Origin of the sequence: Cellulosimicrobium cellulans, from assembly GCF_016921195.1 — a bacterium.
GTDB lineage: Bacteria > Actinomycetota > Actinomycetes > Actinomycetales > Cellulomonadaceae > Cellulosimicrobium > Cellulosimicrobium cellulans_F.
Genome location: NZ_JAFGYF010000004.1, coordinates 13,556 through 39,882, shown reverse-complemented (window position 1 = coordinate 39,882; position 26,327 = coordinate 13,556). Strand labels below are relative to the sequence as shown.

General features: G+C 73.5%; 24 protein-coding genes. 19 read left to right on the top strand and 5 right to left on the bottom strand.

What is annotated here, in order from left to right:
• Positions 1-450 precede the first annotated feature (450 nt).
• Positions 451-1,188, bottom strand: a complete 738-nt coding sequence (locus tag JN535_RS10330) for a FadR/GntR family transcriptional regulator (protein ID WP_205205481.1) — start codon at positions 1,186-1,188, stop codon at positions 451-453.
• 235 nt (positions 1,189-1,423) lie between these two features.
• Here JN535_RS10330 and JN535_RS10325 point away from each other — a divergent pair, with 235 nt between their 5' ends.
• The 8 genes from JN535_RS10325 (at position 1,424) to JN535_RS10290 (ending at position 10,313) form a co-directional block, all read left to right on the top strand.
• Entirely contained in the window at positions 1,424-2,422 is a 999-nt protein-coding gene (locus JN535_RS10325) for a zinc-dependent alcohol dehydrogenase (protein WP_205205480.1), read from the top strand.
• Positions 2,419-3,003, top strand: coding sequence for a TRAP transporter small permease (locus JN535_RS10320; protein ID WP_205205479.1), 585 nt, complete (start codon positions 2,419-2,421; stop codon positions 3,001-3,003). Before JN535_RS10325 ends, JN535_RS10320 begins: the two co-directional genes overlap by 4 nt.
• A gap of 3 nt (positions 3,004-3,006) precedes the next feature.
• Complete coding sequence (locus tag JN535_RS10315) at positions 3,007-4,263, top strand: TRAP transporter large permease (RefSeq protein ID WP_074803495.1); 1,257 nt, start codon at positions 3,007-3,009, stop codon at positions 4,261-4,263.
• A gap of 95 nt (positions 4,264-4,358) precedes the next feature.
• Positions 4,359-5,366 carry a TRAP transporter substrate-binding protein gene (locus tag JN535_RS10310; protein WP_205205478.1) on the top strand — a complete coding sequence of 336 codons (1,008 nt, stop codon included), beginning with the start codon at positions 4,359-4,361 and terminating at the stop codon, positions 5,364-5,366.
• Positions 5,367-5,452: 86 nt separating this feature from the next.
• Positions 5,453-6,703 (top strand): 3-oxo-tetronate kinase, encoded by a 1,251-nt coding sequence (gene otnK / locus JN535_RS10305; RefSeq protein ID WP_205205477.1) that lies wholly within the window; start codon positions 5,453-5,455, stop codon positions 6,701-6,703.
• A complete protein-coding gene (locus tag JN535_RS10300) occupies positions 6,700-7,353 on the top strand; it encodes a class II aldolase/adducin family protein (protein ID WP_205205476.1) in 654 nt (217 codons plus the stop codon). The genes otnK and JN535_RS10300 overlap by 4 nt, the downstream gene beginning before the upstream one ends.
• Positions 7,354-7,374: 21 nt before the next feature.
• Complete coding sequence (gene mug / locus JN535_RS10295) at positions 7,375-7,956, top strand: G/U mismatch-specific DNA glycosylase (RefSeq protein WP_205205475.1); 582 nt, start codon at positions 7,375-7,377, stop codon at positions 7,954-7,956.
• 176 nt (positions 7,957-8,132) lie between these two features.
• Positions 8,133-10,313 (top strand): family 43 glycosylhydrolase, encoded by a 2,181-nt coding sequence (locus JN535_RS10290; protein WP_205205474.1) that lies wholly within the window; start codon positions 8,133-8,135, stop codon positions 10,311-10,313.
• Between the two features lie 155 nt (positions 10,314-10,468).
• Here the strand turns inward: JN535_RS10290 and JN535_RS10285 are convergent, their stop codons facing one another.
• Together JN535_RS10285 and JN535_RS10280 are read right to left on the bottom strand one after the other, a co-directional pair.
• Positions 10,469-11,077 carry a hypothetical protein gene (locus tag JN535_RS10285; protein WP_205205473.1) on the bottom strand — a complete coding sequence of 203 codons (609 nt, stop codon included), beginning with the start codon at positions 11,075-11,077 and terminating at the stop codon, positions 10,469-10,471.
• 349 nt (positions 11,078-11,426) lie between these two features.
• Positions 11,427-12,005 (bottom strand): DUF6318 family protein, encoded by a 579-nt coding sequence (locus JN535_RS10280; protein ID WP_205205472.1) that lies wholly within the window; start codon positions 12,003-12,005, stop codon positions 11,427-11,429.
• Positions 12,006-12,385: 380 nt separating this feature from the next.
• Here JN535_RS10280 and JN535_RS10275 point away from each other — a divergent pair, with 380 nt between their 5' ends.
• The 4 genes from JN535_RS10275 (at position 12,386) to JN535_RS10260 (ending at position 16,692) form a co-directional block, all read left to right on the top strand.
• Complete coding sequence (locus tag JN535_RS10275; protein WP_307868550.1) at positions 12,386-13,459, top strand: carbohydrate ABC transporter permease; 1,074 nt, start codon at positions 12,386-12,388, stop codon at positions 13,457-13,459.
• Positions 13,456-14,364, top strand: coding sequence for a carbohydrate ABC transporter permease (locus tag JN535_RS10270; protein WP_205205471.1), 909 nt, complete (start codon positions 13,456-13,458; stop codon positions 14,362-14,364). The genes JN535_RS10275 and JN535_RS10270 overlap by 4 nt, the downstream gene beginning before the upstream one ends.
• 157 nt (positions 14,365-14,521) lie before the next feature.
• Positions 14,522-15,910, top strand: coding sequence for an ABC transporter substrate-binding protein (locus tag JN535_RS10265; protein WP_205205470.1), 1,389 nt, complete (start codon positions 14,522-14,524; stop codon positions 15,908-15,910).
• Positions 15,907-16,692, top strand: coding sequence for a glycerophosphodiester phosphodiesterase (locus tag JN535_RS10260; protein WP_205205469.1), 786 nt, complete (start codon positions 15,907-15,909; stop codon positions 16,690-16,692). The genes JN535_RS10265 and JN535_RS10260 overlap by 4 nt, the downstream gene beginning before the upstream one ends.
• A 93-nt stretch (positions 16,693-16,785) precedes the next feature.
• On the opposite strand, the gene JN535_RS10255 is transcribed toward JN535_RS10260, so the two are convergent.
• Positions 16,786-17,499 carry a hypothetical protein gene (locus JN535_RS10255; protein ID WP_205205468.1) on the bottom strand — a complete coding sequence of 238 codons (714 nt, stop codon included), beginning with the start codon at positions 17,497-17,499 and terminating at the stop codon, positions 16,786-16,788.
• Between the two features lie 189 nt (positions 17,500-17,688).
• Between JN535_RS10255 and JN535_RS10250 the strand changes: the two genes are divergently transcribed.
• Positions 17,689-18,114, top strand: a complete 426-nt coding sequence (locus JN535_RS10250) for a ChaB family protein (protein WP_205205467.1) — start codon at positions 17,689-17,691, stop codon at positions 18,112-18,114.
• A 166-nt stretch (positions 18,115-18,280) separates the two neighbouring features.
• Here the strand turns inward: JN535_RS10250 and JN535_RS10245 are convergent, their stop codons facing one another.
• On the bottom strand, positions 18,281-19,222 hold the full coding sequence (locus JN535_RS10245) for a ribonuclease Z (RefSeq protein WP_205205466.1): 942 nt from the start codon (positions 19,220-19,222) through the stop codon (positions 18,281-18,283).
• 46 nt (positions 19,223-19,268) lie between these two features.
• Here JN535_RS10245 and JN535_RS10240 point away from each other — a divergent pair, with 46 nt between their 5' ends.
• The 6 genes from JN535_RS10240 (at position 19,269) to JN535_RS10215 (ending at position 26,102) form a co-directional block, all read left to right on the top strand.
• On the top strand, positions 19,269-19,988 hold the full coding sequence (locus JN535_RS10240; RefSeq protein WP_307868547.1) for a histidine phosphatase family protein: 720 nt from the start codon (positions 19,269-19,271) through the stop codon (positions 19,986-19,988).
• Positions 19,989-20,051: 63 nt separating this feature from the next.
• Entirely contained in the window at positions 20,052-20,921 is an 870-nt protein-coding gene (locus JN535_RS10235) for a tryptophan 2,3-dioxygenase (protein ID WP_205205465.1), read from the top strand.
• Positions 20,918-22,015 (top strand): amidohydrolase family protein, encoded by a 1,098-nt coding sequence (locus JN535_RS10230; protein ID WP_205205464.1) that lies wholly within the window; start codon positions 20,918-20,920, stop codon positions 22,013-22,015. Before JN535_RS10235 ends, JN535_RS10230 begins: the two co-directional genes overlap by 4 nt.
• Before the next feature lie 52 nt (positions 22,016-22,067).
• A complete protein-coding gene (locus JN535_RS10225) occupies positions 22,068-23,345 on the top strand; it encodes a kynureninase (protein ID WP_205205463.1) in 1,278 nt (425 codons plus the stop codon).
• On the top strand, positions 23,342-24,232 hold the full coding sequence (locus JN535_RS10220) for a PaaX family transcriptional regulator (protein WP_307868546.1): 891 nt from the start codon (positions 23,342-23,344) through the stop codon (positions 24,230-24,232). Before JN535_RS10225 ends, JN535_RS10220 begins: the two co-directional genes overlap by 4 nt.
• 202 nt (positions 24,233-24,434) lie before the next feature.
• The gene (locus JN535_RS10215) at positions 24,435-26,102 is read left to right on the top strand and encodes a collagen-binding domain-containing protein (protein WP_205205462.1); all 1,668 of its coding nucleotides are present in this window, start codon (positions 24,435-24,437) and stop codon (positions 26,100-26,102) included.
• The last annotated feature ends 225 nt before the right edge of the window (positions 26,103-26,327 follow it).

The window sequence follows — 26,327 nt, the reverse complement described above, 5'->3', positions numbered from 1 at the left end:
GCAGCTCACCAGGCCGCCCACGAAGGAGCAAGTGTCCGTCGGGTGAAGTTCGCCGCGAGCGCCCGTTTCGTCCTGCCGTGCTCGGCAGCTCTGGTCAGCGGAACGCGCTGTTCCCAGCGGACTGCGACACCAGCACCGCGATCTGAACCGCGGTTCGTCACACCGAGCCTCGCGCCCCCCGCGGAGAGGTGGGTTCTTCACTGTCGCCGCGCTGACGTGCGGGCCGCTGCGCGAACTCGGGGTTGGACAGGCCCTGCGCGACGAGCCGTGCGACGTCGAGTTCGCGCTCGGTGAGGGTCGCGACCCGCTCGGGGCCTCCCCGCCGTCACGCCGTCGACGCGGTCATGCGCAGGTTCATGAGCAGGCGTGGAGATGGTGCACCTGGACGACCGGCACGACCTCGTCGGCGGTCCGCCGCACCGCCCGTCGCCGCGACCGCCAAGGGCAGGGTCATGCCTGCGCGCCGTCCTGGTGGCGCACCCACGTCTCGCGGACCTCGGTGAGGTGGTCGAGCATCGCAGCGCGGGCGCCGTCGGCGCGGTGCGCGTCGAGGTTGTCGACGATCGCACGGTGCGCGCGCGTCACGACGTCGATGCGCCGCGGGTCGTAGGAGAACGTCGCGATGCGGGTCTCCATCAGCCCCTCGCCGAGCACGTCGTAGAGCATGACGAAGAAGTCGTTCCCGGTCGCGACGGCGAGGCCGCGGTGGAAGGCGTAGTCGTTCTTGGACGCGGCGACGATGTCGTCGGCGTGCCCGGGAAGCTGGTCGACGAGGTCGGCGAGGCCGGTGAGCGCGGAGTCGTCGATGCGTTCGGCGGCGATGCCCGCGACGGCGACCTCGAGCGTCGCGCGCACCTCGTGGAGCTGGAGGTAGGGCACGTTCGGGCCGTGGTGGAGGAACATCTGGAGCATCTGGCCGACGTCGTCGATGCTGGTGCGCCCGACGCTCAGGCCGGAGCCGGGCGTGGCGGTGACGATGCCCTTGGCGGTGAGGGCGCGGACGGCCTCGCGCACGACGGTGCGGGAGACGCCGTAGGACTCGCACAGCTCGCGTTCGGAGGGCAGCCGGTCGCCGGGCTGGAGCTCGCGCGCGAGGATGTCGTCGCGGATCGCGTCGGCGACCTGGTCGGACAGTCGGCGCTGTCGCACGATGCCGCTCGTCGGCAGCGTCGCATCGGGCTCGGGCACCGTTCCTCCTCGGGGTGACGACCGCGCCATTCTGCCTCACGGGGGCCGCGACCTGCCCGGACGCGGGCGGCGCTCACAGTCGTGAGACGGGGTTGGCTCAACTGGTATGACAGGATACAGTCACTCAACCTGCTGAGCCGAGCGTCCGACGTCGGGCACCCGTGCCAGCAGATCTCCCCTCACCCGCACGCAGAGCAACGCGGCTTCCCAGTCGCGGGGAAAGAGCTGTTCCACGATGCGCGCCATCAGATTCGAGACGTCCGGGACCGCCCACGTGGTCGACATCCCGCGCCCGGTCCCCGGCCCCGGCGAGGTCCTCCTCGCCGTCACCTCCACGGGGGTGTGCGGCTCCGACCTGGCCGCCCTCCGCGGCACCCACCCGTTCCGCGTCCCGCCGCTGATCTCCGGCCACGAGGCCGGTGGCCGCGTCGCCGAGGTCGGCCCGGACGTCGCCGACGTAGCCGTCGGAGACCGCGTCGTCGTCGACCCGCAGCGTCCGTGCGGCACGTGCGACCTGTGCGCCGCGGGCAGCTACCACCTGTGCGCGAGCAAGCAGATGCTCGGCATCGCCGAGTGGGACGGCTCGTTCGCCGAACTCGTCGTCGTGCCCGCGTACACGCTGGTCCCCGCGCCCGACGGCGTCGCGGACGAGCACCTCGCGCTCGCCGAGCCGGTCGCGGTCGCGGCCCACGCCGTCGCGCAGCTGGGGGAGCGGCGCCGCGAGCGCGCGCTCGTGCTCGGTGGCGGCACGATCGGCGCGCTCGTCGCGCGCGTCCTCGCCGACGGCGGCAGCACCGTGGTCGACGTCGTCGAGCCACGCGAGCACGTCCACGCGGTACTGCGCGCGGTCGGCGCGACGGGCGTCCACCTGCCCGACGCCGCGGTCGAGCCCGGCTCGTACGACGCCGTCTTCGTCGCCGCGGGCGTTCCCGCGCTCGTCGAGCGCGCGTTCGAGGCCGTCGCGCCCGGTGGGGCGATCGTCCAGGTCGCGGTGTTCAACCAGCCCGTGCCTGTCCCGGTGGGGCAGCTCCAGGTGCGCGAGATCGCCCTGCTCGGCACCGCCATGTACACGAAGGACGACTTCCGCACCGCGCTCGACGTCCTCGCGCGCCACCCCGGGCTCGCCGACGTGCTCGTGTCCCGCACGACCTCCCTGGAGGAGGGCGCCGCGATCACGACGACCATGGCCGCCGAGGGGCCGGGCGACATCGTCAAGCTGGTGATGGTCCCGTGAGCGCGGCCCGCGCCGTCCGCGGCGTCCTGTCCGGCGCCGAGCGCGCGCTGTTCGTGGTCTCGGGCGTCGCGATCACGCTCGTGAGCGCCGTCCTCGTGCTCCAGGTCTTCATGCGGTACGTGCTCAACAGCCCGACCGTGTGGTCCGAGGAGTTCGCGACCCTCGCGTTCGTCTGGTGCGTCATGACGGCGATCCCCGTCGCGGTCCGCCGCAGCGAGCACATCGCGGTGACCCTGCTCCTCGACCGCCTGCGCGGGAAGGTGCGCCGCGCGTTCGTCGCGCTCGGCTACGCGCTCTCCGCGGGCCTGTTCGGCCTCGTCGCCGTCTACGCCGCGATGATGCTCCCGACGGGCGCGCGCCAGCTCATGACCGGCCTGACCATCGCGACGGGCACGGACATCACGCTGCTCGCCATGTACGTCGTCGTGCCGATCGGCATGGGCTTCTCGTGCGTCTACGCGGTCGAGAAGCTCGTCGAGGCCCTGCGCGGCAACTTCGACACCCCCGACGACGCCGTGGAGGCGAACATCGCCGAGGCGGAGCAGCTCGTCGCGCCCACCTCCCAGGACAAGGACGTCTGACCCATGCCCCTCATCCTCGGAGGGCTCCTCCTCCTCATCCTCGTCATCGGCGCCCCGGTGGGCGTCGCCGTCGGCCTCGCGTCGTTCGCGAGCCTCGCCGCCGAGGGCGTGCCGCCCGAGGTCGGCGCCCAGCGGTTCGTCGCCGGGATGCGCTCCTTCCCGCTCCTCGCGATCCCGCTCTTCGTGCTCGCCGGCTCGCTGATGAACGCGGGCGGCGTGACCCAGCGCCTCATCGACTTCGCCTACGCGATCGTCGGCCGCATCCGCGGCGGGCTCTCGGCCGTCAACGTGCTCACGAACATCACGTTCGGCGGCATGTCCGGCTCGGCGGTCGCGGACGCGTCGTCGGTCGGCCGTCTCCTCATCCCGCAGATGCTGCGCCGCGGCTACGCGCCCGGCGACGCGGCGTCGGTGACCGCGACGGCGTCGATCGTCGCGCTCGTGCTCCCGCCGAGCATCACGATGATCATCTACGGCGTCGCCGCCGAGGTCTCGATCAGCGCGCTGTTCTTCCACGGCCTCTACATCGGCCTCGGGTTCGGCCTCGTGTACCTGGTCACGGGCTGGCTCGTGGCCCGCAAGAAGGGCTACCCGGCCGAGCGGGGCGTGGGCGCGCGCGAGCTCGTGCGCACCGCCGCCAAGGCGCTGCCCGCCCTGCTCATCCCGGTCGTCGTGCTGGGCGGCATCCGGCTCGGTGTCTTCACCGCGACCGAGGGTGGCGCGGTCGCGGTCCTCATCGCGGTGATCCTCGGCGTCGTCGTCTACCGCGAGCTGTCCTGGCAGCGCGTCGTCAAGGCGATGCGCGAGACGACGATGCTCGTCGCCGCGATCATGCTCATCATCGCGATGGCGCAGGCCTACTCGTGGGCGCTCGTGACCGGCGGCACGCCGCAGATCGTCGCCGACGCCGTGCTCGGGCTCACGGACAACGTGCTGCTCATCCTCTTCGTCGCCAATGTGATCCTGCTGCTCATCGGCACGGTCGTCGAGGGCAACGCGGCGATCATCATCTTCACGCCGATCCTCCTGCCGATCGTCACCGCCGCGGGCGTCGACCCGGTCCACTTCGGGCTCATCGTCGTCATCAACCTCGCGATCGGGCTCATCACGCCGCCCGTCGGGATCAACCTGCTCATCACGAGCCGGATCGCCGGGATCTCGGCGGAACGGGCGCTGCGCGACATGCTCCCGTGGCTCGGCGTCTCGATCGCCCTGCTGTTCCTCGTCACGTACGTCCCCGTCCTCACCGGCATGTACTAGCCGGCGCGACGGTCGACACCCGCCACCGGCACCAGCACCCCGGCGGGCGAGGGCGTCCCGCGCCCTCGCCCGCCCCGCACACGAAGGAGCTTCCCGTGGGGAAGAGAACCACCGCGCCGCACCGTCGCGTCGCCGCCCTGGTCGTCGCGAGCGCGCTCGCCCTCGGCGGCTGCACGGCCACGACGACGGACCCCGAGCCCGACCTGCTGCTCCGCCTCGGCCACTCGTACGGCGCCGGGAGCCTGCAGGACCGCGCCGCGAACCGGCTGTCCGAGCAGGTCGCCGACGCCTCCGACGGCCGCGTGAAGATCGAGGTCTACCCGGCCTCCCAGCTCGGGAGCTGGGAGGACATGCAGGAGGGTCTGGAGTTCGGCGCCGTCGACATCGTCGTCGAGTCCGTCGGCTCGCTCGAGCGGTACACCGACCTCGCTGCGATCGAGGGCGTGCCGTTCCTCTACGAGGACGAGGACCAGTTCCTCGAGGTCTGGGACGGACCGCTCGGCGACGAGATCATCGAGGCCATCCGGGAGGACTCCGGGTTCCTGCTGCTCGGCCAGATGTACCGCGGCGGGCGCGTGCTCAACACGCAGCGTCCCGTCACCGAGCTCGCCGACGCGCGCGGCCTCAAGCTGCGCGTCCCGACCCAGCAGACCTACCTCGACACGTGGCACGCGCTCGGTGCGAGCCCCATGCCGCTCGCGCTCAGCGAGGTCTTCCCCGCGATCGAGCAGGGCGCGGTCGAGGGCCAGGAGAACCCGATCGACGTCGTGCGGTTCAACTCGTTCTACGAGGTCGCGCCGCACGTCACGCTCACCGAGCACGTGTTCGGCAACTTCCACTTCCAGGTCTGGGCCGACGCCTACGAGGGCTGGCCCGACGACCTCCGCGCGATCGTCGACGCCGAGATCGACGACGTCTCCTCCTGGTACCGCGAGACGTCGATCGCCGAGCGGCAGGAGAACGTCGACTTCCTGGTCGAGCGCGGCGTCGAGCTGCACGAGATCGACCGTGCCGAGTGGGCGGAGGCCTCGTCCGAGGTGCTCGACCACGTCGACCCCCAGGTCGTGGAGTGGGCCGAGCGCATCCGCTCGGGCGACGCGTGACGCCGTACCGCGGCCCCGAGCCGCGTCGGCGCGTCGACCGCGCCGCCCGCGACGACCGACGACCCGACCGACCAGAGGAGACACCGATGCGCGGCGCGATCGCCGACGACTTCACCGGGGCCACCGACCTCGCCGGCAACTGGAGGGCCCGTGGTCTGCGGACCGCCGTCGTGCTGGGCGTCCCGGGTCCCGACGACCTCGCGGACCTCGCCGACCACGACGCCGTCGTGGTCGCGCTGAAGATCCGCTCCGTGCCCGCCCCCCAGGCCGTGGAGCAGGCGCGCGCGGCCTACCGCGCGCTCGCTGCGCTCGGCGTCACGCAGGTCTACGACAAGTACTGCTCGACGTTCGACTCCACGCCCGAGGGCAACATCGGACCCGTCGCGGACGCGCTGCTGGAGGAGACCGGCGCGCGCAGCGCCGTCGTCGTCCCGGGCTTTCCGGACGCCGGCCGCACGGTCTTCCGCGGTCACCTGTTCGTGGGGGACGACCCGCTCGACCGCAGCCCCATGAAGGACCACCCGCTCAATCCCATGTGGGACTCGCGCGTCGCGAACCTCCTCGCGGCGCAGACCGCGCACCCGGTAGCCGAGGTGCCGGTCGGCGCAGTGCGGGCCGGCGAGCAGGCGCTGCGGGGCGCGATCGTCGCGGCCGAGGCAGAGGGAGCGCGGTATGTCGTCGTCGACAGCATCGACAACGACGACCTCGCGGTCATCGCCCGCGCCACGTCCGACGCCCCGCTCGTCACGGGCGGCTCCGGGCTCGCGCTCGGACTCGACCCGACGGGTGCGACGCTCGGCGACATCGCCGCCGTCCCGGGCCGACGCGCGGTCCTCGCGGGCAGCGCGTCGCGCGCCACCCAGGCGCAGGTCCGGGCGGCCCTGCCGCACCTGCCGTACCAGAAGGTCGACGTCGCGGCGGCGCTCGCGGACCCGGACGCGGAGGTCGAGCGGCTCCTCGCCTGGGCACGCGAGCGCTGGGCCGAGCAGCCCGACCGACCGGTGCTCGTGTACTCCGTGGGCGAGCCGGACGACGTCGCGCGCGGGCGTGCGGTGACCGCAGACGCGTCGGCCGTGGTCGAGCGGCTGTTCGCCGCGCTCGCGCCGCGGCTCGCGGAGGCGGGCGCGACGCAGCTCGTCGTGGCGGGCGGCGAGACGTCGGGGAGCGTCGTCCAGGGGCTCGGGGTGCACGTGCTCGAGGTCGGGCAGCTCCTGAGCCCGGGCGTGTCCTGGCTGCGCGGTCGCCGCCGCGGGGCCGACGACGTCAACCTCGTCCTCAAGTCGGGCAACTTCGGCACCGAGGACCTCTTCGTCACCGCGTGGGAGGTGCTCGCATGAGCGACCCGGTCGAGGAGCTGCTCGCCGCCGGGCGGGGTCTCGCCGCGAGCGGGATGTCGCCCGGGACGTCGGGCAACGTGTCCGTGCGCGTCGGCGACGAGGTGCGCATGAGCGCGAGCGGCACGTCCCTCGCGACCCTCACCGCCGAGCAGATGGCCCGCACGACGCTCGACGGCACCCCCGTCACGGAGGGCGACGGCCCGGCGCCGCGGCCCACCAAGGAGTGGCCGCTGCACCTCGCGATGTACGCGCGCGACCCGGAGTACCGCTGCGTCGTGCACCTCCACTCGCCGAGCGCCGTCGCGGCGTCGTGCCTCGCTCCGTGGCGCGAGCACACGGCGTTCGCGCCGGTCACGCCGTACGTCGTCATGCGCGTGGGCAACGTGCCGCTCGTCCGGTACGCCGCGCCGGGAGACCCGGCGCAGGCCGAGCGCGTGCGGGGGAGCGCGCTGCGCTTCCACGGGGCACTGCTCCAGAACCACGGGTCCATCGCGGCCGGGCGCACGGTCGCGGAGGCCGTCGACCGCGCGGTCGAGATCGAGGAAGCGGCGCGCGTCCGGTTGCTGCTCGGGGACCGGCTCGACGCGCGGCTCCTCACCGACGACGAGGTGCGCGACCTCGTCGAGGCGTACGGGCAGCCCTGGGGCTGACGTCCGGGCGAGGATGGTCCGGTGCCGACCGACCCGCCCTACGCGCGCCCGACAGCCGACGAGCTCGCCGCCGCGCGCGGCCGCGAGATCGAGGACTGGCTCCGGCCCGACCTCGACGTGCTGCTCTGCGGGATCAACCCCGGGCTGTACTCGGCGGCGGTCGGGCTGCCCTTCGCGAACCCGGGCACGCGGTTCTGGAAGGCGATGCACGAGGCGGGATTCACGGAGCGGGTGCTCGGGCCGTGGGAGCGCGACGCGTTCCTCGACGCCGGGCTGGGGATGACGAACGTCGTGCGACGGGCGACCGCGCGGGCGGACGAGCTGACGCCGGAGGAGATCGTCGCGGGTGGACGCCGCCTCGTCGAGACGGCGCAGACGTACCGGCCGCGGTGGGTCGCGGTGCTCGGCCTGGGCGCGTACCGCACGGCCTTCGCGGACCGCCGCGCCGCGACCGGCCCGCTGGAGCGGCGCGTCGGCCCCGCGCGGGCGTGGCTGCTCCCGAACCCGAGCGGCCTCAACGCGCACCACACGGTCGCGACGCTCGGCGCGGCGTACGCGGAGCTGCGCCTCGCTGCGGGACTCCCGGACCGCCGTCGGACGTGAGCACTACCGAGGGAGTCGGGCCTCCATCGCGTGATGCCGCGCGCCGTGGTCAGCACCACCGCGGGTGTTGACTCTTGCGAGAAGTTGTTGACTTGTGTGGATCCGCCCGGGACACTCGAAGCCCCGAGGTCGTCGCCGTCCCGGGTTCTTGCCCCCTCACCGTCGAGAGGACACCCATGAAGCTCTCCCTGTCCCGCGCGCGCTCGCGTGCCACCGCTGTCACGAGTGCGCTGGTCGCGCTCGGGCTGGCGGTCTCGGGCGCGGCCGCCGCCACGGCGGCGCCGGCCCCGGCGAGCGTGCCGGCCGCGGCACCCGCGGCCACCGCCGAGCCGACCATCTCTCCGGTCGTCGACGCGAACTTCCCCGACCCCGACATCCTTCTCGTCGACGGCGTCTATCACGCCTACGCGACGAACAACCAGGGCCAGAACGTGCAGCATCGGACGTCGACGGACCTGGTCACGTGGAGTGCGCCCACCGACGTCGCGCCCGACCTCGGTGCCTGGGTCAGCGAGTCGTGCACGTTCTCGCCGGGCGGTGCGACCGACCGGTGCGTGTGGGCCCCGGAGGTGTCCGCGGTCGAGGGCGGCTACGCCCTGTACTACACGGCGCGCGACGCGACGTCGCCGCGCCAGTGCCTCGGCGTCGCGCTGTCCGACACTCCGGACGGTCCGTTCGTCCCCGTCGGCGACGACCCGATCGTCTGCCCCAACGGCGAAGCAGGCACGGAGGACCTCGGCGGCGCGATCGACGCCGCGACGTTCGTCGACGGCGACCAGCTCTACCTGCTGTGGAAGGCTGACGGGAACTGCTGCACGGGCAAGACGGCGATCATCTTCGCCCAGCCGCTCTCGCCCGACGGCGCGACGCTCACCGGCCCGCCCGTCGAGCTCATCCGTGTGGACAAGGCCTACGAGGGCCGCGTCGTCGAGGGCCCGACGCTCCTCGAGCGCGACGGCACGTACTACCTCTTCTACTCGGCGAACGACTTCTACGGCGGTGCGTACCGCACGTCGTACGCGACGGCGCCGAGCCTCGCCGGCCCGTGGACCAAGGCGACGACGGAGCTCATGACGAGCGACCGCTTCCAGGGCGACGTCCGCGGCCCGGGCGGGCAGGACGTCGTGACCGCGCCGGACGGCTCGGACGCGATCGTCTTCCATGGCTGGAACGAGGCGTTCACCTATCGCGCGATGTACGTCGCGGACCTCGAGTGGACGTCCGACGGCGTCCCGTTCGTCCCGCAGGCGTCCGACCGCTACCAGGCGGAGGACGGCGTCGTCACGAACGCGCGCGTCGTGGCCGACGGCGGGGCGTCGGGCGGGGCCAAGGTCGGCGGCCTGGACTTCGCGGACTCGTCCGTGACGGTCGAGGTGCACGCCGACGAGGCCGGCCCGGCCCTCCTGGGCATCCGGTTCGCCAACGGCTCCCTCGACGGCTCGACGCGCGTGCCGTCGACCGGGACGCTGGCCGTCAACGGCGAGATCACGGAGACCGTCGTCTTCCCGCACACCACGTGGGGCAACTGGCAGACGTCCGAGCACCTCGTCGACCTCGTCGCGGGCACCAACACGATCACGCTGACCCGCGCGACGTTCTACACCGAGCTCGACGCGTTCGACGTCTACCCGGCGACGCGCGACCCGCGCCAGTCGGCGCCGCCCGTCATCCCGTCCGACGCGACGCGGTACGAGTTCGAGGACGGCGTCATCACGAACGGCTCGGTCGGGAGCGCGTCGGGTGCCTCCGGCGGCCAGAAGGTCGGTGGGCTCGACTTCCTCGACAGCTCCGTCGCGCTCCAGGTCCACGCCGACGAGGCGGGCCCGTACACGCTCGGCGTCCGGTTCGCGAACGGCTCCGAGCGCGGCGGCTACACGCTCGCCTCGACGAGCACGGTGACGGTGAACGGCGCGGACGCGGGTGTCGTCACCTTCCCGCACACCACGTGGGGCAACTGGCAGTCCGTGACGCACCAGGTCGAGCTCCAGCAGGGCTGGAACACCGTCGCCCTGACCAAGCTCACCTGGTACACCGAGCTCGACGCGCTCGACGTCTTCCCCGCCGAGGTGCCGCCCGTCGACCCGCAGGTCACCGTCACCGCGCAGCCCCGCTGCCTCGGCGGCGCCCCGTACCTCGCGGTCCGCGCGACGAACGACGGCGACGAGACCGTCGCCGTCGCGCTCCGCACCGCGTTCGGTGAGCGGTCCTTCGCGCAGGTCGACCCGGGCAAGAACGCCTACCAGTCGTTCAAGGCCCGCGGCGCCCTCGACGCGGGCGAGGCGCTCGTCGTCGTCACCGACGTCTCGGGCACGACGACGGAGGTGACGGCCGCGTACGACGCGCTCACCTGCGCGTAGCACCCAGCCACGCCCGCGGCACCGCTCGGCCGATGAGCGGCGCCGCGGGCGTCGTCGTGCGCCTCGGTGGCTCGCGATATCGGACTGAGCGTCGCGAGATCGGCCTCGTAAGGGTCGATCGCGATCGCGCAGGTCGATCTCGCGGGCGGTGCTCCTCAGTCGGAGAGGTTGTCGGTGACGAGGCGGGAGCGGGCTTCGTAGACGCGCAGCGGGTCGGCGGTGCTGGTGGTGGTGGCGGTGCCGGTGACGTCGGTCCAGGTGGGGGTGCCGGTGATGCGGAACTGCCCGGACCAGGTCGTGGTGAGCGTGATCCGGACCTGGTCGGCGGGCTGGTCGTACGTGTGCGCAACGGTGTGGTGCGGGTAGGCGGCACCGGGGTCGGTCGTGGAGAGCGGGGTGGTGCCGTCGCCGTAGTCCCAGGTGAACGAGCGTGGGGTGGCGCGGATCTGCACGGGGATGCCGAGCAGGGTGGTGTCGAGGATCTGGTTGTCGGGTCGGGTGTAGGTGATGGTGGGGACGTTGACCAGGGTCCACCCGTCCGGGGGCTGCACGATGACCGGTGACGGCGTGATCGTGAGCGTCGCGAACGCGCGCTGGGCTTCTCCGGCGAGGTCGGCCGGCGTGACGCACGACTGGTCCGCGACGGGCTCGCCGGTCGCGGACCAAGCACCCGGTGTACCGTCGGCGCCAATCTCGCGGGTCTGACGGTACAGAGCGCCGAGGTAGAACGAGTCGGCCTCGCACTCGAGCTGCTCTCCCTCCACGAGCCTCTCGAAGTCTGCGCACCCCTGCGACAGGTCGGATGTCGGGTCATCCAGTCCGTCGAAGAGGTCGCACAGCTTCTGTGTGGAGCGGAAGTACCGCTCCGCCGCAGGACCGCCATCAGCCCCGCCCGCTTCGTATGTCCCGCCACCACGCGTGGCGCGCTCGGCCTCGATGTGAACGCCTTGATTGTCGATCTTGCCGATGCCACTCCAGTTCCCCGGCGGTGGCGGTGGTGCAGGCGCCGCGGCCACGGCCTTGTGGGGCACGACCTTTCCGATGCTCACTGGAATCAGAGCGGCGGTGACTAGGACGATCGCGACAGGCAGTTGCGAAATTCCTGGCATCGGATCAGCCCTTCGGGATCGGAGAAATCTCGACGATCACCCAATGCCCGTCGTTGCGCCCAACTTCAACGCGGACCTCCCTCGATCCAGCAGGTTCGGACGCGATCTCAGCACCAGTTCCGTCCGTCACGGTGAATGTCGCTTGCTTCACCACGCCGTCGAGCGGCCAGATGCCCGTCTGCGCGTCTCGAACGTACTTTCCTGGGTCGGCGATAACGAGGGAGAGTTCCCCGCCCGTGTGGCTGCCGCCTGACTCACGCAACCAGCGCACCTGCTCCAACGTCTCCGAGCAGAACCCGCAGGAGTCGTGTGCGAGCGCCTCCCATTCGGCGCTGTCTAAGGTGGCGAGGGTGTATCCGTAGAGGGAGGCGAAGTACTCCGCCGCCGCGGCGGCGCCCTCGGCGTCGGCACGATCCATCGCCGCCGGGCGCTCGGGCTTCGCCGGACCTGCCTCGCTCGGCGACGGCTCAGGGCTCTGCGACCCCGACGACTCGACCGGCTCCTCGACCGACGGATCGGGACCTGGATCGCCGCCGCCGGAGCAGCCGGCGACCACCCAGCCCACGGCGAGGACGACGCCCACGACGAGCGACCGCCGTCGGGCACGGGACAGCACACGAGAACGACGCACGAGACCCCCTGCAGATCGATGCGAACCACCGCACGCCTCGCCGACGAGGCGCGCGGGCTGCCCAGCAACCTAGCGAAACCCCGCGACGGACGGAACCGCCCGTCCCGTCCTGTGGACGAGGGCCGTGCAGGTGTCCGCGACGTGGCCGCTCCACAGGGGCAGGTGGCACGTCGGGCACGAGACGGTGAACGTTGCCCGAAGCCTCTCTCCGCAGTCGGACATTCAGGGATCAAACCGGCGCACCGGCTTCCTATGCTCGCCGTGGCCGCCCACCCGCAGGACGGGTGCCGCGCCGGCCGTGACCACCTCCCTCGTCCGAGCGGATCTGTGCTGTGACCACCGTCTTCACCCCGGATGCTCCGGGTTCCTCCGGAGCGCCGCGCGCGTCGTCAACGGCCCCCACGGCCGACGCCGCCGCGACCGGTTCGCCCGCCGCCCGCCCGACCGGCGCGGTCGCACCCACGGGCCGCGCGCCGTCGGGCCCGGCCGACCGCGAGGCGCAGGCGCTGCACCGCAGCCGCCTGGGCGCGCGCCGCCGTCGGCGGAACCTGCTGTGGGCGCTCCTGCTCGCGGGCCCGAACCTCGTGCTCCTGCTCGTGTTCGTCTACCGGCCGCTGCTGCAGAGCTTCTACCTCTCGACGCTCCAGTGGAACCTCGGGTCGCCGGTCGCGCGGCCGGTCGGGCTGGGCAACTACGTCGAGTGGTTCACGGCCCCGACGACGGGCCGCATCGTCACGACGACGCTCGTGTTCACGCTCGCGACGGTCGGCGGCGCGATGGTCCTCGGCCTGGGTCTGGCGCTGCTCCTCAACCGCCGCCTCAAGGGCCGCGGCGTCGCTCGGACGGTCGCGTTCGCGCCGTACGTGCTGTCGGGCTTCGCGGTCGGGATCCTGTGGTTGTTCATGTTCGACCCGCGCTACGGGCTGGTCCAGGAGCTGCTCGGGTGGGTCGGCGTCGCGTCGCCGCAGTGGTACACGCAACGCCCGTGGCCGCTCGTGATGATCGTCGTCGTCTACCTGTGGAAGAACCTCGGGTACGTCGCCCTCATCTACCTGGCGGGCCTCCAGTCCGTCCCGCAGGACCTGAAGGACGCGGCCGCGCTCGACGGCGCGTCGTCGGCGCGGACGCTGCGCTCGATCGTCCTGCCGCTGCTCACCCCGACGACGTTCTTCCTCGTGGTGACGATGCTCCTCGCGTCGCTCCAGTCCTTCGACATCATCAAGGCGATGACGCAGGGCGGCCCGCTCGGCTCGACGACGACGCTCATGTACTCGATCTACGAGGAGAGCTTCGTCAACGGGCGCGCCGGGTACGCGTCGGCGGTCGCCACCGTCCTCTTCCTCGTGCTGCTCGCGGTGACCGCGGTGCAGATGCGGTTCGTCCAGCGGAAGGTCCACTACGCATGAGCGCCGTCGCGCCCGCCCGCCCCGAGACGGCACCCGCCACGCCGGCCGCCCTCGCGCCCCGCTCGCCGGGCGCACCCCGTGCCCGACGCCGGGCCCTCCAGCCGGGCGGGTACCTCGCCCTGGTCCTCGCGACCGTCGTGCTCGGCGCGCCGCTCGTGTGGATGGTGCTCGCGAGCATGAAGACGCCCGCCGAGCTCTACACCGTCCCGCTGCAGTGGCTCCCGGGCAGCGTGAACCTCGACAACTACGCGCAGGCCGCGGACTCGATCCCGCTGGGGCGCCTGCTGCTCAACAGCGTCGGGATCACGGTCGTGGGCGCGGGCCTCAAGGTCGCGCTGGGCCTCACGTGCGCGTACGCGTTGGTGTTCCTCGACTTCCCGTTCAAGAAGGTCGTGTTCGGTCTCGTCATCGCGACGCTCATGATCCCGCCGCAGATCACGATCATCCCCAACTACACGCTCGTCGCGAGCCTCGGGTGGCTCAACACCTACCAGGGCATCCTCGTGCCGGGCCTGGCGAGCGCGTTCGGGACGTTCCTGTTCCGGCAGCACTTCCTCACGCTGCCGCGCTCGATCCTCGAGGCCGCCGAGCTCGACGGCGCGGGGCACTGGCGCAAGCTGTGGCGGTTCGTCGTGCCCATGAGCACGCCGACGCTCGCCGCGGTCGCGCTCGTGTCCGTCGTGACGGAGTGGAACGACTACCTCTGGCCGTTCCTCGTCATCGACCGCCCGGACAAGATGACCCTCCCCGTGGGCCTCACGCTGCTGCAGAACACCGACGGCATGACGAACTGGGGTGTGCTTCTCGCCGCGACGGTGGTCGTGACGTTGCCGATCCTCGTCGTCTTCCTCGTCCTCCAGCGCCGGCTCGTCGCGGGCCTCACGGCCGGCGCGGTCACCGGCTGACCCACCCCACGCCGTCGTGCCCGACGACGGCGCCCACCCCGGGCGGGCCGCGCCCCCCGTGTGCCCGCACACCACCATCGAGCTCCCCGGGCCGCCCGCAGCGGTCCGGGTTCCCCGAAGCGCACCGAGACCCGGTGCACGACCTGAAGGAGCACCTGTGTCCCACCGCACCGCACCCGGCCGGCCCGCGCGCCGCCGTCGGGTCCGCGCCGCCGCCACCGCCCTCACGGCGGTCACCGCCCTCGCGCTCACCGCGTGCGCCGGCCCGAGCGTGGCCGGGGCCGACGGCGCCGGCACCGCGGGCGACGACGCGACGGCCGAGGCCGTCGACTGGTCCGCCGTCGAGCCGGCGTCCGAGATCACGTGGTGGAGCAACCACCCCGGCACGTCGCAGGAGATCGAGCAGGAGCTCATCGACCGGTTCGAGGAGGAGTCCGGCATCACGGTCAACCTCGTCACGGCCGGTGCCAACTACGACGAGGTCGCGCAGCGCTTCCAGGCCGCGTCGCAGACCGACGAGCTGCCCGACGTCGTCATCGCGTCCGACGTGTGGTGGTTCCGCTACCACCTCAACGACCAGATCATGCCGCTCGACGACGTGCTCGAGTTCGTCGAGGCCGACGCGGACGACTTCCAGCCCGCGCTCTACGCGGACTACGAGTACGACGACCAGCACTGGGCCGTGCCCTACGCGCGCTCGACGCCGCTGTTCTACTACAACAAGGACCTGTGGACGGCGGCCGGCCTGCCCGACCGCGGTCCCGAGACGTGGGAAGAGCTCGAGCAGTGGGACGCATCCCTCAAGCCGCTCGTCCCGGCCGGCGGCTCGACGTTCGGCCTCTCCACCGGTCCGTCGTGGGGCGCGTGGTGGTTCGAGAACATGATCTGGGGCCAGGGCGGCGCCTACTCCGACGGCTTCGACCTCACGCTCGACTCGGAGGAGTCGATCGCGGGCGGCCAGTTCCTGCACGAGCTGTTCCACGAGAAGGGCGTCGCGACGCTCTCCGCGGACGACGCGATGGTCGACTTCTCGTCCGGCCTCATCGCCTCGACCATCGGCTCGACGGGCTCGCTCAAGGGCGCGCTCGACGCGGCGTCGTTCGAGGTCGGTACGGCCTACCTGCCCGACGGCCCGGCCGGCGGCGGCACCCCGACCGGCGGCACCGGCCTCGCGATCCCGTCGTCGAAGTCGCCCGAGCAGCAGCTCGCCGCGGCGATGTTCCTCGCGTTCCTCACGAACACCGAGAACACCGCGTACTTCTCGCAGAACACGGGCTACATGCCGGTGCGCACGTCGGCCGTCGAGTCGGACACCATGAAGGCCATCTACGAGACCACGCCGCAGTTCCGCACGGCCGTCGACCAGCTCGCCGACAAGGCCCGCATCCAGGACGACGTCCGCGTGTTCGTCCCCGGCGCCGACGCGCTGCTCAACGAGGCGATCGAGCAGATCGTCATCGAGGGCGTCGACCCGGCGACCGCGTTCGAGTCCGTCACGCCGCGCATCGAGACCGCGTACAGCGAGAACGTGGAGCCGTACCTGTGACGGCGACCGCGCTCGCGCCCACGGGCGCCGGGTCGGAGCGCGCCGCGCGTCCGCGCGTCATCGCGCACCGCGGCAACAGCTCGGTCGCGCCGCAGAACACGCTCGCCGCGTTCGAGGCGGCGTGGCGGGCCGGCGCGCACAGCATCGAGATCGACGTGCAGCTCACGGCCGACGGCGAGCCCGTCGTCATCCACGACGACACCGTGGACGCGACGACGTCCGGCAGCGGCACGGTCGCGCGGCTCGACCGTGCGGCGATCCGGGCGCTCGACGCGGGGTCGTGGTTCTCCCCGGCGTTCGGCGGCCAGCGCGTGCCGACGTTCGCCGAGGTGATCGACCTCCTCGTGCGCCGGCCGGGCACCGACCTGCTGCTCGAGCTCAAGGGCGCGTGGACGCCCGAGCAGGTGCGGCGCGTCACCGGGCTGATCCGGTTCGCGGGCATCGCCGACCGGGTCGTCGCGCAGAGCTTCTGGCCCGAGACCGTCGCGGCGCTGCGCGAGGCGGACCCGGGCCTGCGCCGCGGGCTGCTCGTCGCGTCGCTCGACGACGACGTGCTCGTGCGGTGCGCCGAGCTCGACGTCGTGGCGTGCAACCCGATGGGGCTGCTCCTCCTGGAGGACCCGGGGCTCGTGGAGCGCCTGCACGACGCCGGTCTCGACGTCGCGGTCTGGACGCTCAACGAGCCCGCGCACTGGGCGGCCGCCGTCGAGCTCGGCGTCGACGCGATCATCACCGACCGCCCGGACCGCCTCGCGGGCTGGCTCTCGGCCCGCCCGGTCTGACCGGGTCCGTTCCGCTGCCGAACCCGGGGTTCCTCCTCAGCCCACGTGCTTCGTGGGGAGGAACCCCGGGTTCGGCGTCTTCGTGGCGCCGCGTCACCGCGCGACGATCGTCGTGACGACGTCGGTCACGCTCGGTCGGCGCGGTGTCGACCCGAAGCCGAACCGCACGGGCGGGTCGACGTCGCGCAGGTCGCCGAGCGGCTCGCCGTCCCATCGCGTGTCCGCGGTGACGAGCGCGTGGACGTCCGTCGCGCCGTAGCGCTCGGTGCGCCCGAGCCCGGCGCTGCCCCGCGTCCGGACGCCGCGCAGCAGCACCCGCGCGACCGGGTCGGTCAGGAGAGTCAGGTGCCGCGACGTCGTGACGCGGCGGGGCACGGCGCGCAGCACGTGCCCCAGGACCGTCCGCGGCCCGACGCCGAGCCGCGCCTCGAGCGGCCCGGCCACCACCCGCCAGGCCACGCCCTCCGCGAGGGGGACCCCCGGTCGGCCGGGGTAGAACCCTGGTCGGCCGAGATAGAGCCCTGGTCGGACGAAGGAGAACTTTGGTCGGTCGATCACCGCCTCGGGGTCGAGATCCGTGACCGACACCGGGCAGACCTCGACCCGATCGAACCGGTACGTCGCCGCCACCAGGTCCGCGACCGGGGGCGCCGGCGCGAGCAGGATCCGCTCGCCGTCGGGCCGCTCGACCATGACGTCGGCGAACACGCCGAACGGCGACGCGTCCCAGCGCCCGACGACGACGCGCGTCCCCGACGCCGTGCCCCACCCCGCGATGCGGCCGCGGAACCGCAGGACGCTCGACATCCCGGCAGCGTAGGTCCGGCACCCCGGGCACGCTCCCGCTCCGTGGGCGGCCGCGCCCCACCCGCCCGCCGCACCGTTCTCCCTGCCGCACATCTCGCACGGGCGGTGCCCGCTCGGCGCGCGAGCCCCCGCGCGCGGCGCGACGCTCGGAGGAGGCGGCGACCGCCGTCGGGCAGCAGGAGGTGACCCGTGCCGAAGACCACGCGCGACGGCGACGCGAAGCAGTCCGAGATCCCGAGCACGCTGCAGCGCTCGGACGAGAAGGCGCAGCGCACGTTCGCCAAGGCCTACGACGCCGCGAGGGAGCAGTACGGCTCCGAGGAGCGCGCGCGGCGCGTCGCGTTCGCCGCGCTCAAGCACACGCACGAGAAGATCGGCGACCACTGGGAGCTCAAGGACGAGCCCGGCCCGTCCGACGATCGAGCGGAGCAGGGCGGCCTGGACCCGACCACGGACACCGCCGGGGGTGTGGACGCCAACGCGACCAAGGAGCACCTGCTCGACGTCGCGCGCCGCCTGGACGTCGACGGACGGTCGACCATGACCAAGGACGAGCTCGTCGAGGCGATCCAGCGCGCCAACGACCGCGCGACCCGCCGCGCCCGCGGCGACTGACCGCCGTCGTGCACGACCACGGTTCTATCTCGCGAGACCACGGTTCTACTTCGCGAGACTACGGTTCTACTTCGCGGGACCAGTGTTCTCCCTCGCGGGACCAGGGTTCTACCTCGTGGGACCAGAGTTCTACCTCGCGAGGCAGAACCGTGGTCCGACCTGGGGATCAGGCGGGGCGGCGGCGGTGGGGGACGCGCACGCGGTCGAGGTCCTGCGCGACGGTGAGCTCGCCGTCGAACACCTCGCGCGCCTCGCGCCAGAACTCCGTGGGGTCGGGGTAGCGCTGCGAGAAGTGCGTGAGCACGAGCGAGCGGACGCCGGCCTCGGCCGCGACCGTCGCCGCCTGCCGGGCCGTGAGGTGGCCCCAGCGTTCCGCCTGGTCGCGGTCGCGGTCCAGGAAGGTCGACTCGATGACGAGCAGGTCGACGCCGTCCGCGAGGCGGTGCACGGCGTCGCACAGGCGCGTGTCCATGACGAACGCGAACGACTGCCCGGGTCGCGGTCCGCTCACCTCGTCGAGGGTGACGGTCCGGCCGTCGGGCGCCACGACGCTGCCCACGCGCTGCAGCTCGCCCACCACGGGCCCGGCGAGCCCGCGCCGCGCGAGGAGCGCGGGGTCGAGCGACCGCCCGTCGGGCTCGTCGAGGCGGTAGCCCATGGCCTCGAGCGTGTGGTCGAGCCGCTCGGCGCGCAGCGTGAACCCCGGCTCGGGTCGGCCGGGCACGGGCGGGACGACGCCGTCCGTCGTGAGCGGCTGGAGCTCCAGGTGCCCGCGGCGGAAGTGGGCGCTCGCGTCGAGCAGGTGGTCGACCCACCGCTGGCCCGACGCCGGGTAGGTCACCCCGATCGTGTGCCGCACGCCGTCGCCGCTGATGCGCTGGGAGACTCCCGCGAGCCCGAGGCTGTGGTCGCCGTGCAGGTGCGTGATGGCGATGCGCGTGAGGTCGGTCGCGGAGACGCCCGCGTACGTCATCTGCCGCTGCGTGCCCTCGCCGGGGTCGAAGAGGATCGCCTCGTCGTCCCAGAACAGGACGTAGCCGTTGTGGTTGCGCGTCCGGGTCGGGACCATGCTGGCCGTCCCGAGGACGACGAGCTCGCGGCGGGACATGGCCCCAGCGTGCCACGGCGCCACGGGTCGTGGCGTGGCTCGTAGGGTGGCAGGAGACCCCGAGATCCGGAGAACCATGCGCCTGCTCCTCGTCCGTCACGGACAGACCCCGTCCAACGTCGCCGGTTTGCTCGACACCGCCCTGCCCGGCCCGGGCCTCACCGCGCTCGGCGCACGACAGGCCGCGGCGATCCCGGACGCGCTCGCGGACCGCGTGGTCGACGGCGTCGCGGTCTCGACGCTGGTGCGCACGCACCTCACGGCCGCCCCGCTGGCCGAGCGGCACGGCTACGACCCGCTCGAGCTCGACGGCTTCCGCGAGGTCGACGCGGGCGACCTCGAGATGTCGGCCGAGCACGACGACCACGCGACCTACCTCGAGACGGTGTTCGCGTGGGGTCGTGGCGAGCCCGGCCGTCGGATGCCCGGCGGCCCCGACGGTGCCGAGTTCCTCGCCCGCTACGACGACGCCGTCGCGACCGTCGCGCGCACCGGCTGGCGGACCGCCGTCGTCGTGTCGCACGGCGCGGCGATCCGCGCGTGGGCGTGCGCGCGCGTCGACGGTGTCGACCTGGACCTGCTCGCCTGGACTCCGCTCGCCAACACCGGGCTCGTGGAGGTCGAGGGGGACCCGGCGTCGGGCTGGCGCCTCGTCGGGCTGAGCGACGGACCGCTGGGCGGCCCGGCGCTGGACGACCTCGTCGCCGAGGACCCGACGGGCGAGTCGGTCGCCGAGGAGGAGCGCCGCGTCGCGACCGACGACTGACCGGCCGTCCCGGCGCATCGCACGGATCTGGCGGTCGTCACGGTCGTGGCATACGCTCGACGGATGGCCGACGCACCGCTGCCCGCGCCGAACGAGCGCGCGCTCGAGTCCGACATCGTCACGGACCTGCGCGAGCAGATGACGTACGGGTCGTACCTGCACCTCGACACGCTGCTCGCGGCGCAGGAGCCCGTGAGCGATCCCGAGCACCACGACGAGATGCTGTTCATCGTCCAGCACCAGACGACCGAGCTCTGGCTCAAGCTCGTGCTGCACGAGCTCCTCTCCGCGCGTGACCTCCTCGCCGCCGACGAGCTGGGCGCCGCGCTCAAGCGCATCGCGCGCGTCAAGCACGTGCAGCGCACGCTCACCGAGCAGTGGTCCGTCCTCGCGACGCTCACCCCGAGCGAGTACGCGCAGTTCCGCGGGTTCCTCGGGCACGCGTCGGGCTTCCAGTCGTGGCAGTACCGCGCGGTCGAGTTCCTGCTCGGCAACAAGAACGCGCGCATGCTCTCGGTGTTCGACGCCGAGCCCGCCGCCCGCGCCGAGCTCGCCTGGCTGCTCGCCGAGCCGAGCGTCTACGACGAGTTCCTGCGCCACCTCGCGCGGCACGGCCACGACGTCCCGCAGCGCGTCCTCGACCGCGACGTCACCGTCGCGCACACGCTCGACGACGACCTCGTCGAGGTCTTCCGCCGCATCTACGACGACCCGGAGGCCCACTGGTCGGCGTACGAGACGTGCGAGGAGCTCGTCGACCTCGAGGACAACTTCCAGCTCTGGCGGTTCCGCCACATGAAGACGGTCCTGCGCATCATCGGGACCAAGCGCGGGACGGGCGGGTCGAGCGGCGTCGGGTTCCTCCAGAAGGCCCTCGACCTCACGTTCTTCCCCGAGCTGTTCGCGGTCCGCACCGAGATCGGGCGGTCGTGAGCCTCGGCCGGCCGGGCGACGGCGGCACGTGGCTCCCGCCGCTCGTCGACGTGCACGTGCACCTCGGCCTCGTCGACCCCGTCGCGGTGCGGCGCGGCGGGATCGCCGTCGTGCACGACCTCGGCTGGGTGCCCGACGTCGCGCGCACGTGGCCGGGCCGTTCGGGCTTCCCCGAGGTCGCGTTCGCGGGCGCGTTCCTCACCGCGCCGGGCGGCTACCCTGCGGACCGGTCGTGGGCGCCGGCCGGGTCGGTGGAGGAGGTCGGCTCGCCCGACGCGGCCGTGGCGGCGGTCGACCGCCAGGTCGCCGTGGGCGCGTCGTTCGTCAAGGTCGCCCTGCACTCCGAGGCCGGCCCGGTGCCCGACGACGTCACGCTCGCCGCGCTCGTCGGGCACGCCCACGCGCGGGGCCGGGACGTCGTCGCGCACGTCGAGGGCCCGGGCATGGCGGTGCGCGCGTTCGAGGCGGGCGTCGACCGGCTCGCGCACGCCCCGTTCTCCGAGCGCCTGCCCGACGAGCTGCTCGCCGCGATGGCGCGACCCCGCCCGTCCTCCCGCCCGAGCGTCGAGCCGCCGTCCCCCGTCGCCGAGCACGACCCTGCCCGCGGTCGACCACGACCTGACGGTCGGGAAGGGCCGCATCACGTCCCTCAGGTCGTGCTCGGCGGGACAGGGGAGAGCCGGACCGTCTGGGTGAGCACGCTCGACGTCCACGGGTGGGGGAGCCCGACGGCCGAGCAGGACGTCGCGGTCGACAACGTGCGGCGCTTCGTCGCGCTGGGCGGGACGGTCGTCTACGGCACCGACCTCGGCAACGGGCCGCTGCCGCCGGGCCTGAACCCGCGCGAGCTGCGCGCGCTCGCGGCGGCGGGCCTCGACGCGCACGCGCTGGTCGCCGCCCTCACCCACGACGCCCCGGCCCGGCGAGGCGTCTCCGACGGGGTGCTGCGTCCCGGGACGCAGCGCGCGAGCACGCACGCGTCACTCGCGACGTGGGTCCCCGGCGACCTGCCCGACCTCGACGACCCCGGCGCCGTCGCCGCGTGGCTCGCGCGCGCCGTCGTCGTCGAGCGCGACGCGCGCGAGACCCCGTGAGGGACCCCGCCCGCGGCGCGACCCGAGAACCCGCCCCACCGGAAGGACGACCATGACCGAGGACCACGCCGCCCGCTCCGCCGCGCTCGACGCGGCCGACCCGCTCGCGCGGTTCCGCGACGCGTTCGTCGGCTCCGACGAGGTCACGGCGTACCTCGACGGGAACTCGCTCGGCCGGCCCACGCGCGCGTCGGCCGAGCGGCTCGCGCGGTTCGCGACCGACGTCTGGGGTGCGCGGCTCATCCGCGGCTGGGACGAGGAGTGGTACGACCTCCCGCTGACGCTCGGCGGCCGGATCGGCGCGGTGACGCTCGGCGCGGCGCCCGGGCAGACGTTCGTGGGCGACTCGACGACCGTCATCCTCTACAAGCTCGTGCGCGCCGCGCTCGCGGCGCCGCAGGTCGCGGGGCGCGACGAGATCGTGCTCGACGCGGGCAACTTCCCGACCGACCGCTACGTGCTGGAGGGCGTCGCGCGCGAGCACGGCGCGACGCTGCGGTGGATCACGCCCGACCACGACGCGGGGGTGACGCCCGAGCAGGTCGCCGCGGAGCTCTCGGGCCGGACGGCGCTCGTGCTGCTCAGCCACGTCGCGTACCGGTCGGGGTACGTGAGCGACGCCGCCGTGATCACGGCGCTCGCGCACGACGCCGGTGCGCTCGTCCTGTGGGACCTGTGCCACTCGGTCGGGGCCTTGCCGGTCGAGCTCGACGCGTGGGGCGTCGACCTCGCCGCGGGCTGCACGTACAAGTACCTGAACGGCGGGCCGGGCGCGCCCGCGTTCGGCTACGTGCGCGCCGACCTCCAGGGCGTGCTGACTCAGCCGATCCAGGGCTGGATGGGCAGCGCCGCGCCGTTCGAGATGGGCCCGGCGTACGCGCCGCACGACGGCGTCCGGCGGTTCCTGTCGGGCACGCCCGCGATCGTGGGGATGCTCGCGATGCAGGACATGCTCGACCTCGTGGCCGAGGCGGGGATCGCGGCGGTGCGCGCGAAGTCGGTCGCGCTCACCGAGCACGCGACCGCCCTCGTGGACGACCTCCTGCTCCCGCTCGGTGTGCGGTACGCGTCCCCGCGCGACCCGGCGCGGCGGGGGAGCCACGTCACGGTCGACCACGACGCGTTCGAGGCGACGCTCCCGCTCCTGTGGGAGCGCGGCGTCATCCCCGACTTCCGTCGCCCGGACGGCCTGCGCCTCGGCCTGTCCCCCCTCTCCACGAGCTTCGAGGAGGTGCGCGTCGGCGTCGAGGCGGTCCGCGACGCGCTGCTCGAGGTGCTCGGGTCCCGGGCGACCACGCGAGCGTCGGCGGGCGCGGACGGCACCGCGTGATCCTCGACGACCTCGACTCCCGGCCCGGGAGCACGACGTCGCTGCTGCGCACCGTCGTCGGGCTGTACGTCCGCGACATGGGCGGTGCGGTCGCGGTGGCCGACCTGGTCGACCTGCTCGGTGCGCTCGGCGTGGCGCCCGCGGGCGCGCGCAGCGCGGTCTCGCGCGTCAAGGCCAAAGGACTGCTCGTCCCCGAGACGCTCGACGACGGCCGCGCCGGGTACCGGCTCGCGCCCGACGCCGGACCGATGCTCGCGCGCGGTGACCGGCGCATCTTCGCCTACCGCCAGCAGGGCGAGGACGACCCGTGGTGCCTCGTGTCGTACTCGCTGCCGGAGGAGCGGCGCGCCGTGCGCCACCAGCTCCGGCGGCACCTCGCCTGGATCGGGGCCGGGAGCGTCGCGGACGGGCTGTGGATCGCGCCGGGCCACCTCGCCGACGAGGTCGAGGAGGTCCTCGCCGCGCTGGACGTCCGTGACGCGGCGACGGTGTTCCTGGCCGGGCGGCCGCGCGTCGTGGGTGCGTTCGCCGACGCCGCCGCGCGGTGGTGGGACCTCGACAGGGTCGCGGCGCTGCACCGCGCGTTCCTCGACCGGCACGACGGCGGTGACCCGCTCGGGCGCGCCGGCTCGCCCCGGGACGCGTTCGCGCGGTGGGTGCGCGCGGTCGACGACTGGCGGCCCGTCCCGTATCTCGACCCGGGACTGCCGCCGAGCGCGCTGCCCCCCGACTGGCCCGGCGCGAGCAGCGTCGCGCTCTTCGACCGGCTGCGGGCCGCCCTGGCGGGGCTCGCGGCGGGGCACGTCCGCGCCGTCGTCACCGGTGGCGGGCACCGCGACGCATCCGCGGGTCACGACCGCGCGGACGGCCTGATCACGAGCCCCTGAGCCGGCCAGAGGACATCTCGGGCAACCGCGGAGGAACCGGGAGAGAAGTGAGGCGCGGCCCGGTGGCCTTGGTCACAACGGGCTGACTTCACCCTGTCGCAGTTACTGGACGCGCGTCCAGGTCGATCTACCGTGAAGGTGCGGGCCTTCTCCCGGCCCGTTCGACCTCGACCCCGACCCCAGGTGAATGATGACTGGCCCGATGCTGTCCGCAAACAAGTTGCTCCGCGCAACTACTATCCGTCGTGCCGCGGCGATCCTCGTCGCCGGCGGCCTTTCCGTCACCGGCGTGGTCCTGCCCGTCACGAGCGCGGGCGCCGTCGGCGCGACGGTCAACCCGTTCGACCTGGCCGGCGGCTTCAGCGTCTACGCACGCGAGGACGCCCACCTCGACAACCACGAGACCGAGGGGTCCGTCGCCGTCGGTGGCGAGCTGACCGTCCGGGCCGAGGGGGGCACGTACCCGATCGTCCACCAGGTGGCCGGGACCGCCGACTACACGATCCCGACCGTCGACGGCGACCCGACCCGCCTGCTCGTCGGGTCGTACGCGGCGACGTCCGGCCTGACGCAGATCACCAACGCCGGGGTCCCGGCGGGCAGCGGCGCCGAGCTCGAGGGCTACCTCAAGGTCGTCGGTGACGACCCCGCGTTCGGCACCCACCAGCGCGCCGACTGGGTGCGGTACCGCACCGCGGTCGACGAGGCCCCCGCGATCGACGCGACCAACCAGAAGTGGCCCGACGGTGCGGCGACCGTGGCGACCGAGCGCGACTCCGTCGCCGCGTACGTCGAGGCGGGCGCCACGGAGCCGGCCGAGGTGCGCCAGTGCCTCGCGGACCTCGTGCCGAGCGGTGCGGCCCACGTTCTCACGGTGGCCGAGGACGCCGGCGACCGCGTCGTCCTCTCGGCGCTCGAGCCCGGGCGACCGAACGTCGTCGAGTACGCCGCGATCGCGGACGCGTACACGGTGCAGTTCGCGGACGGCGTGCTGCCGTCGGCCGACACCCCGCTGATCGTCTCCGTCCCCGCCGGGACGACCGAGCTGCGTGGCTCGGTGTTCGGCGCGGAGGGCGCGGCGGCCCGCTACGTCCTGTGGGACCTCTCGCAGCTCGACGGACCGGTCACGCTCGGCACCGGCGGGACCCGCCTCGACGGGTCGGTGTACGCCCCGACCGCGGACCTCACGGTCGAGGCGGCCCCGCTCGACGGGCAGGTCGTCGCGCGCAACCTCACGCTGCTCGGCGGCGAGGCGCACGCCTACCTCTTCGCCGGCTCGATCCCGTGCGCCACCGAACCCGTGGTCGAGACCGGCAGCCTCACGGTCACCAAGGTCGTCGCGGGTGCCGCGGCCTCCACCGTGCCCGCGGGGACGACCTTCACCGTCGCGTACGACGCGGACGGGACGACGGGCGAGCTCGCGGTGCCCGTCGGTGGCTCGGCGACCGTCGACGCCCTCCCGCTCGGTACCGAGGTCGTGCTGTCGGAGCCGACCTTCCCCGCCGTGGACGGGGTCGAGTGGGGCGAGCCGACCTGGCAGGTGGACGGTGCCGCCGTCGAGCCGGGCGACGACGGGACCGTGCGCGTCGAGATCGGCGCGACGGCGGACGTCGCGGTCGTGCTGACCAACACGGCCGACGTGCCGGTCGAGCCGACGCCCACGCCGTCGACCCCCACCCCGACCGAGCCCGTGACCCCCGACACGCCGGGCACGCCGGGCACGCCCGACGCCCCGACGGCGCCCGCCGACAGCGGCTCCGGCGGCCTGGCCACGACCGGCGTGCAGGCCTGGGGCATCGCGCTCGCGGCGGCCGTGCTGGTCGCGCTCGGCGTCACGGTCCTCGTCCTGCGCCGTCGTCAGGACGCCTGACCCGCGACCTCGCACGCCCGACGCCGCGTCCCCGTCCCGGGGGCGCGGCGTCGTCGCGTTCCGGGCACGTCCGGGGACGGCCACCTGCCCGCCGCCGGGAGTTCACCGGGCGGACGGGTGCGCGCCATCCCGCCTCCCTACTGTGACAGCGCTTCCCACCACGGGTCCGACGCCGCCACGGTGGTCCGACGGTCGTCGCAGCGCGGACCCCTGACCTGCGAAGGA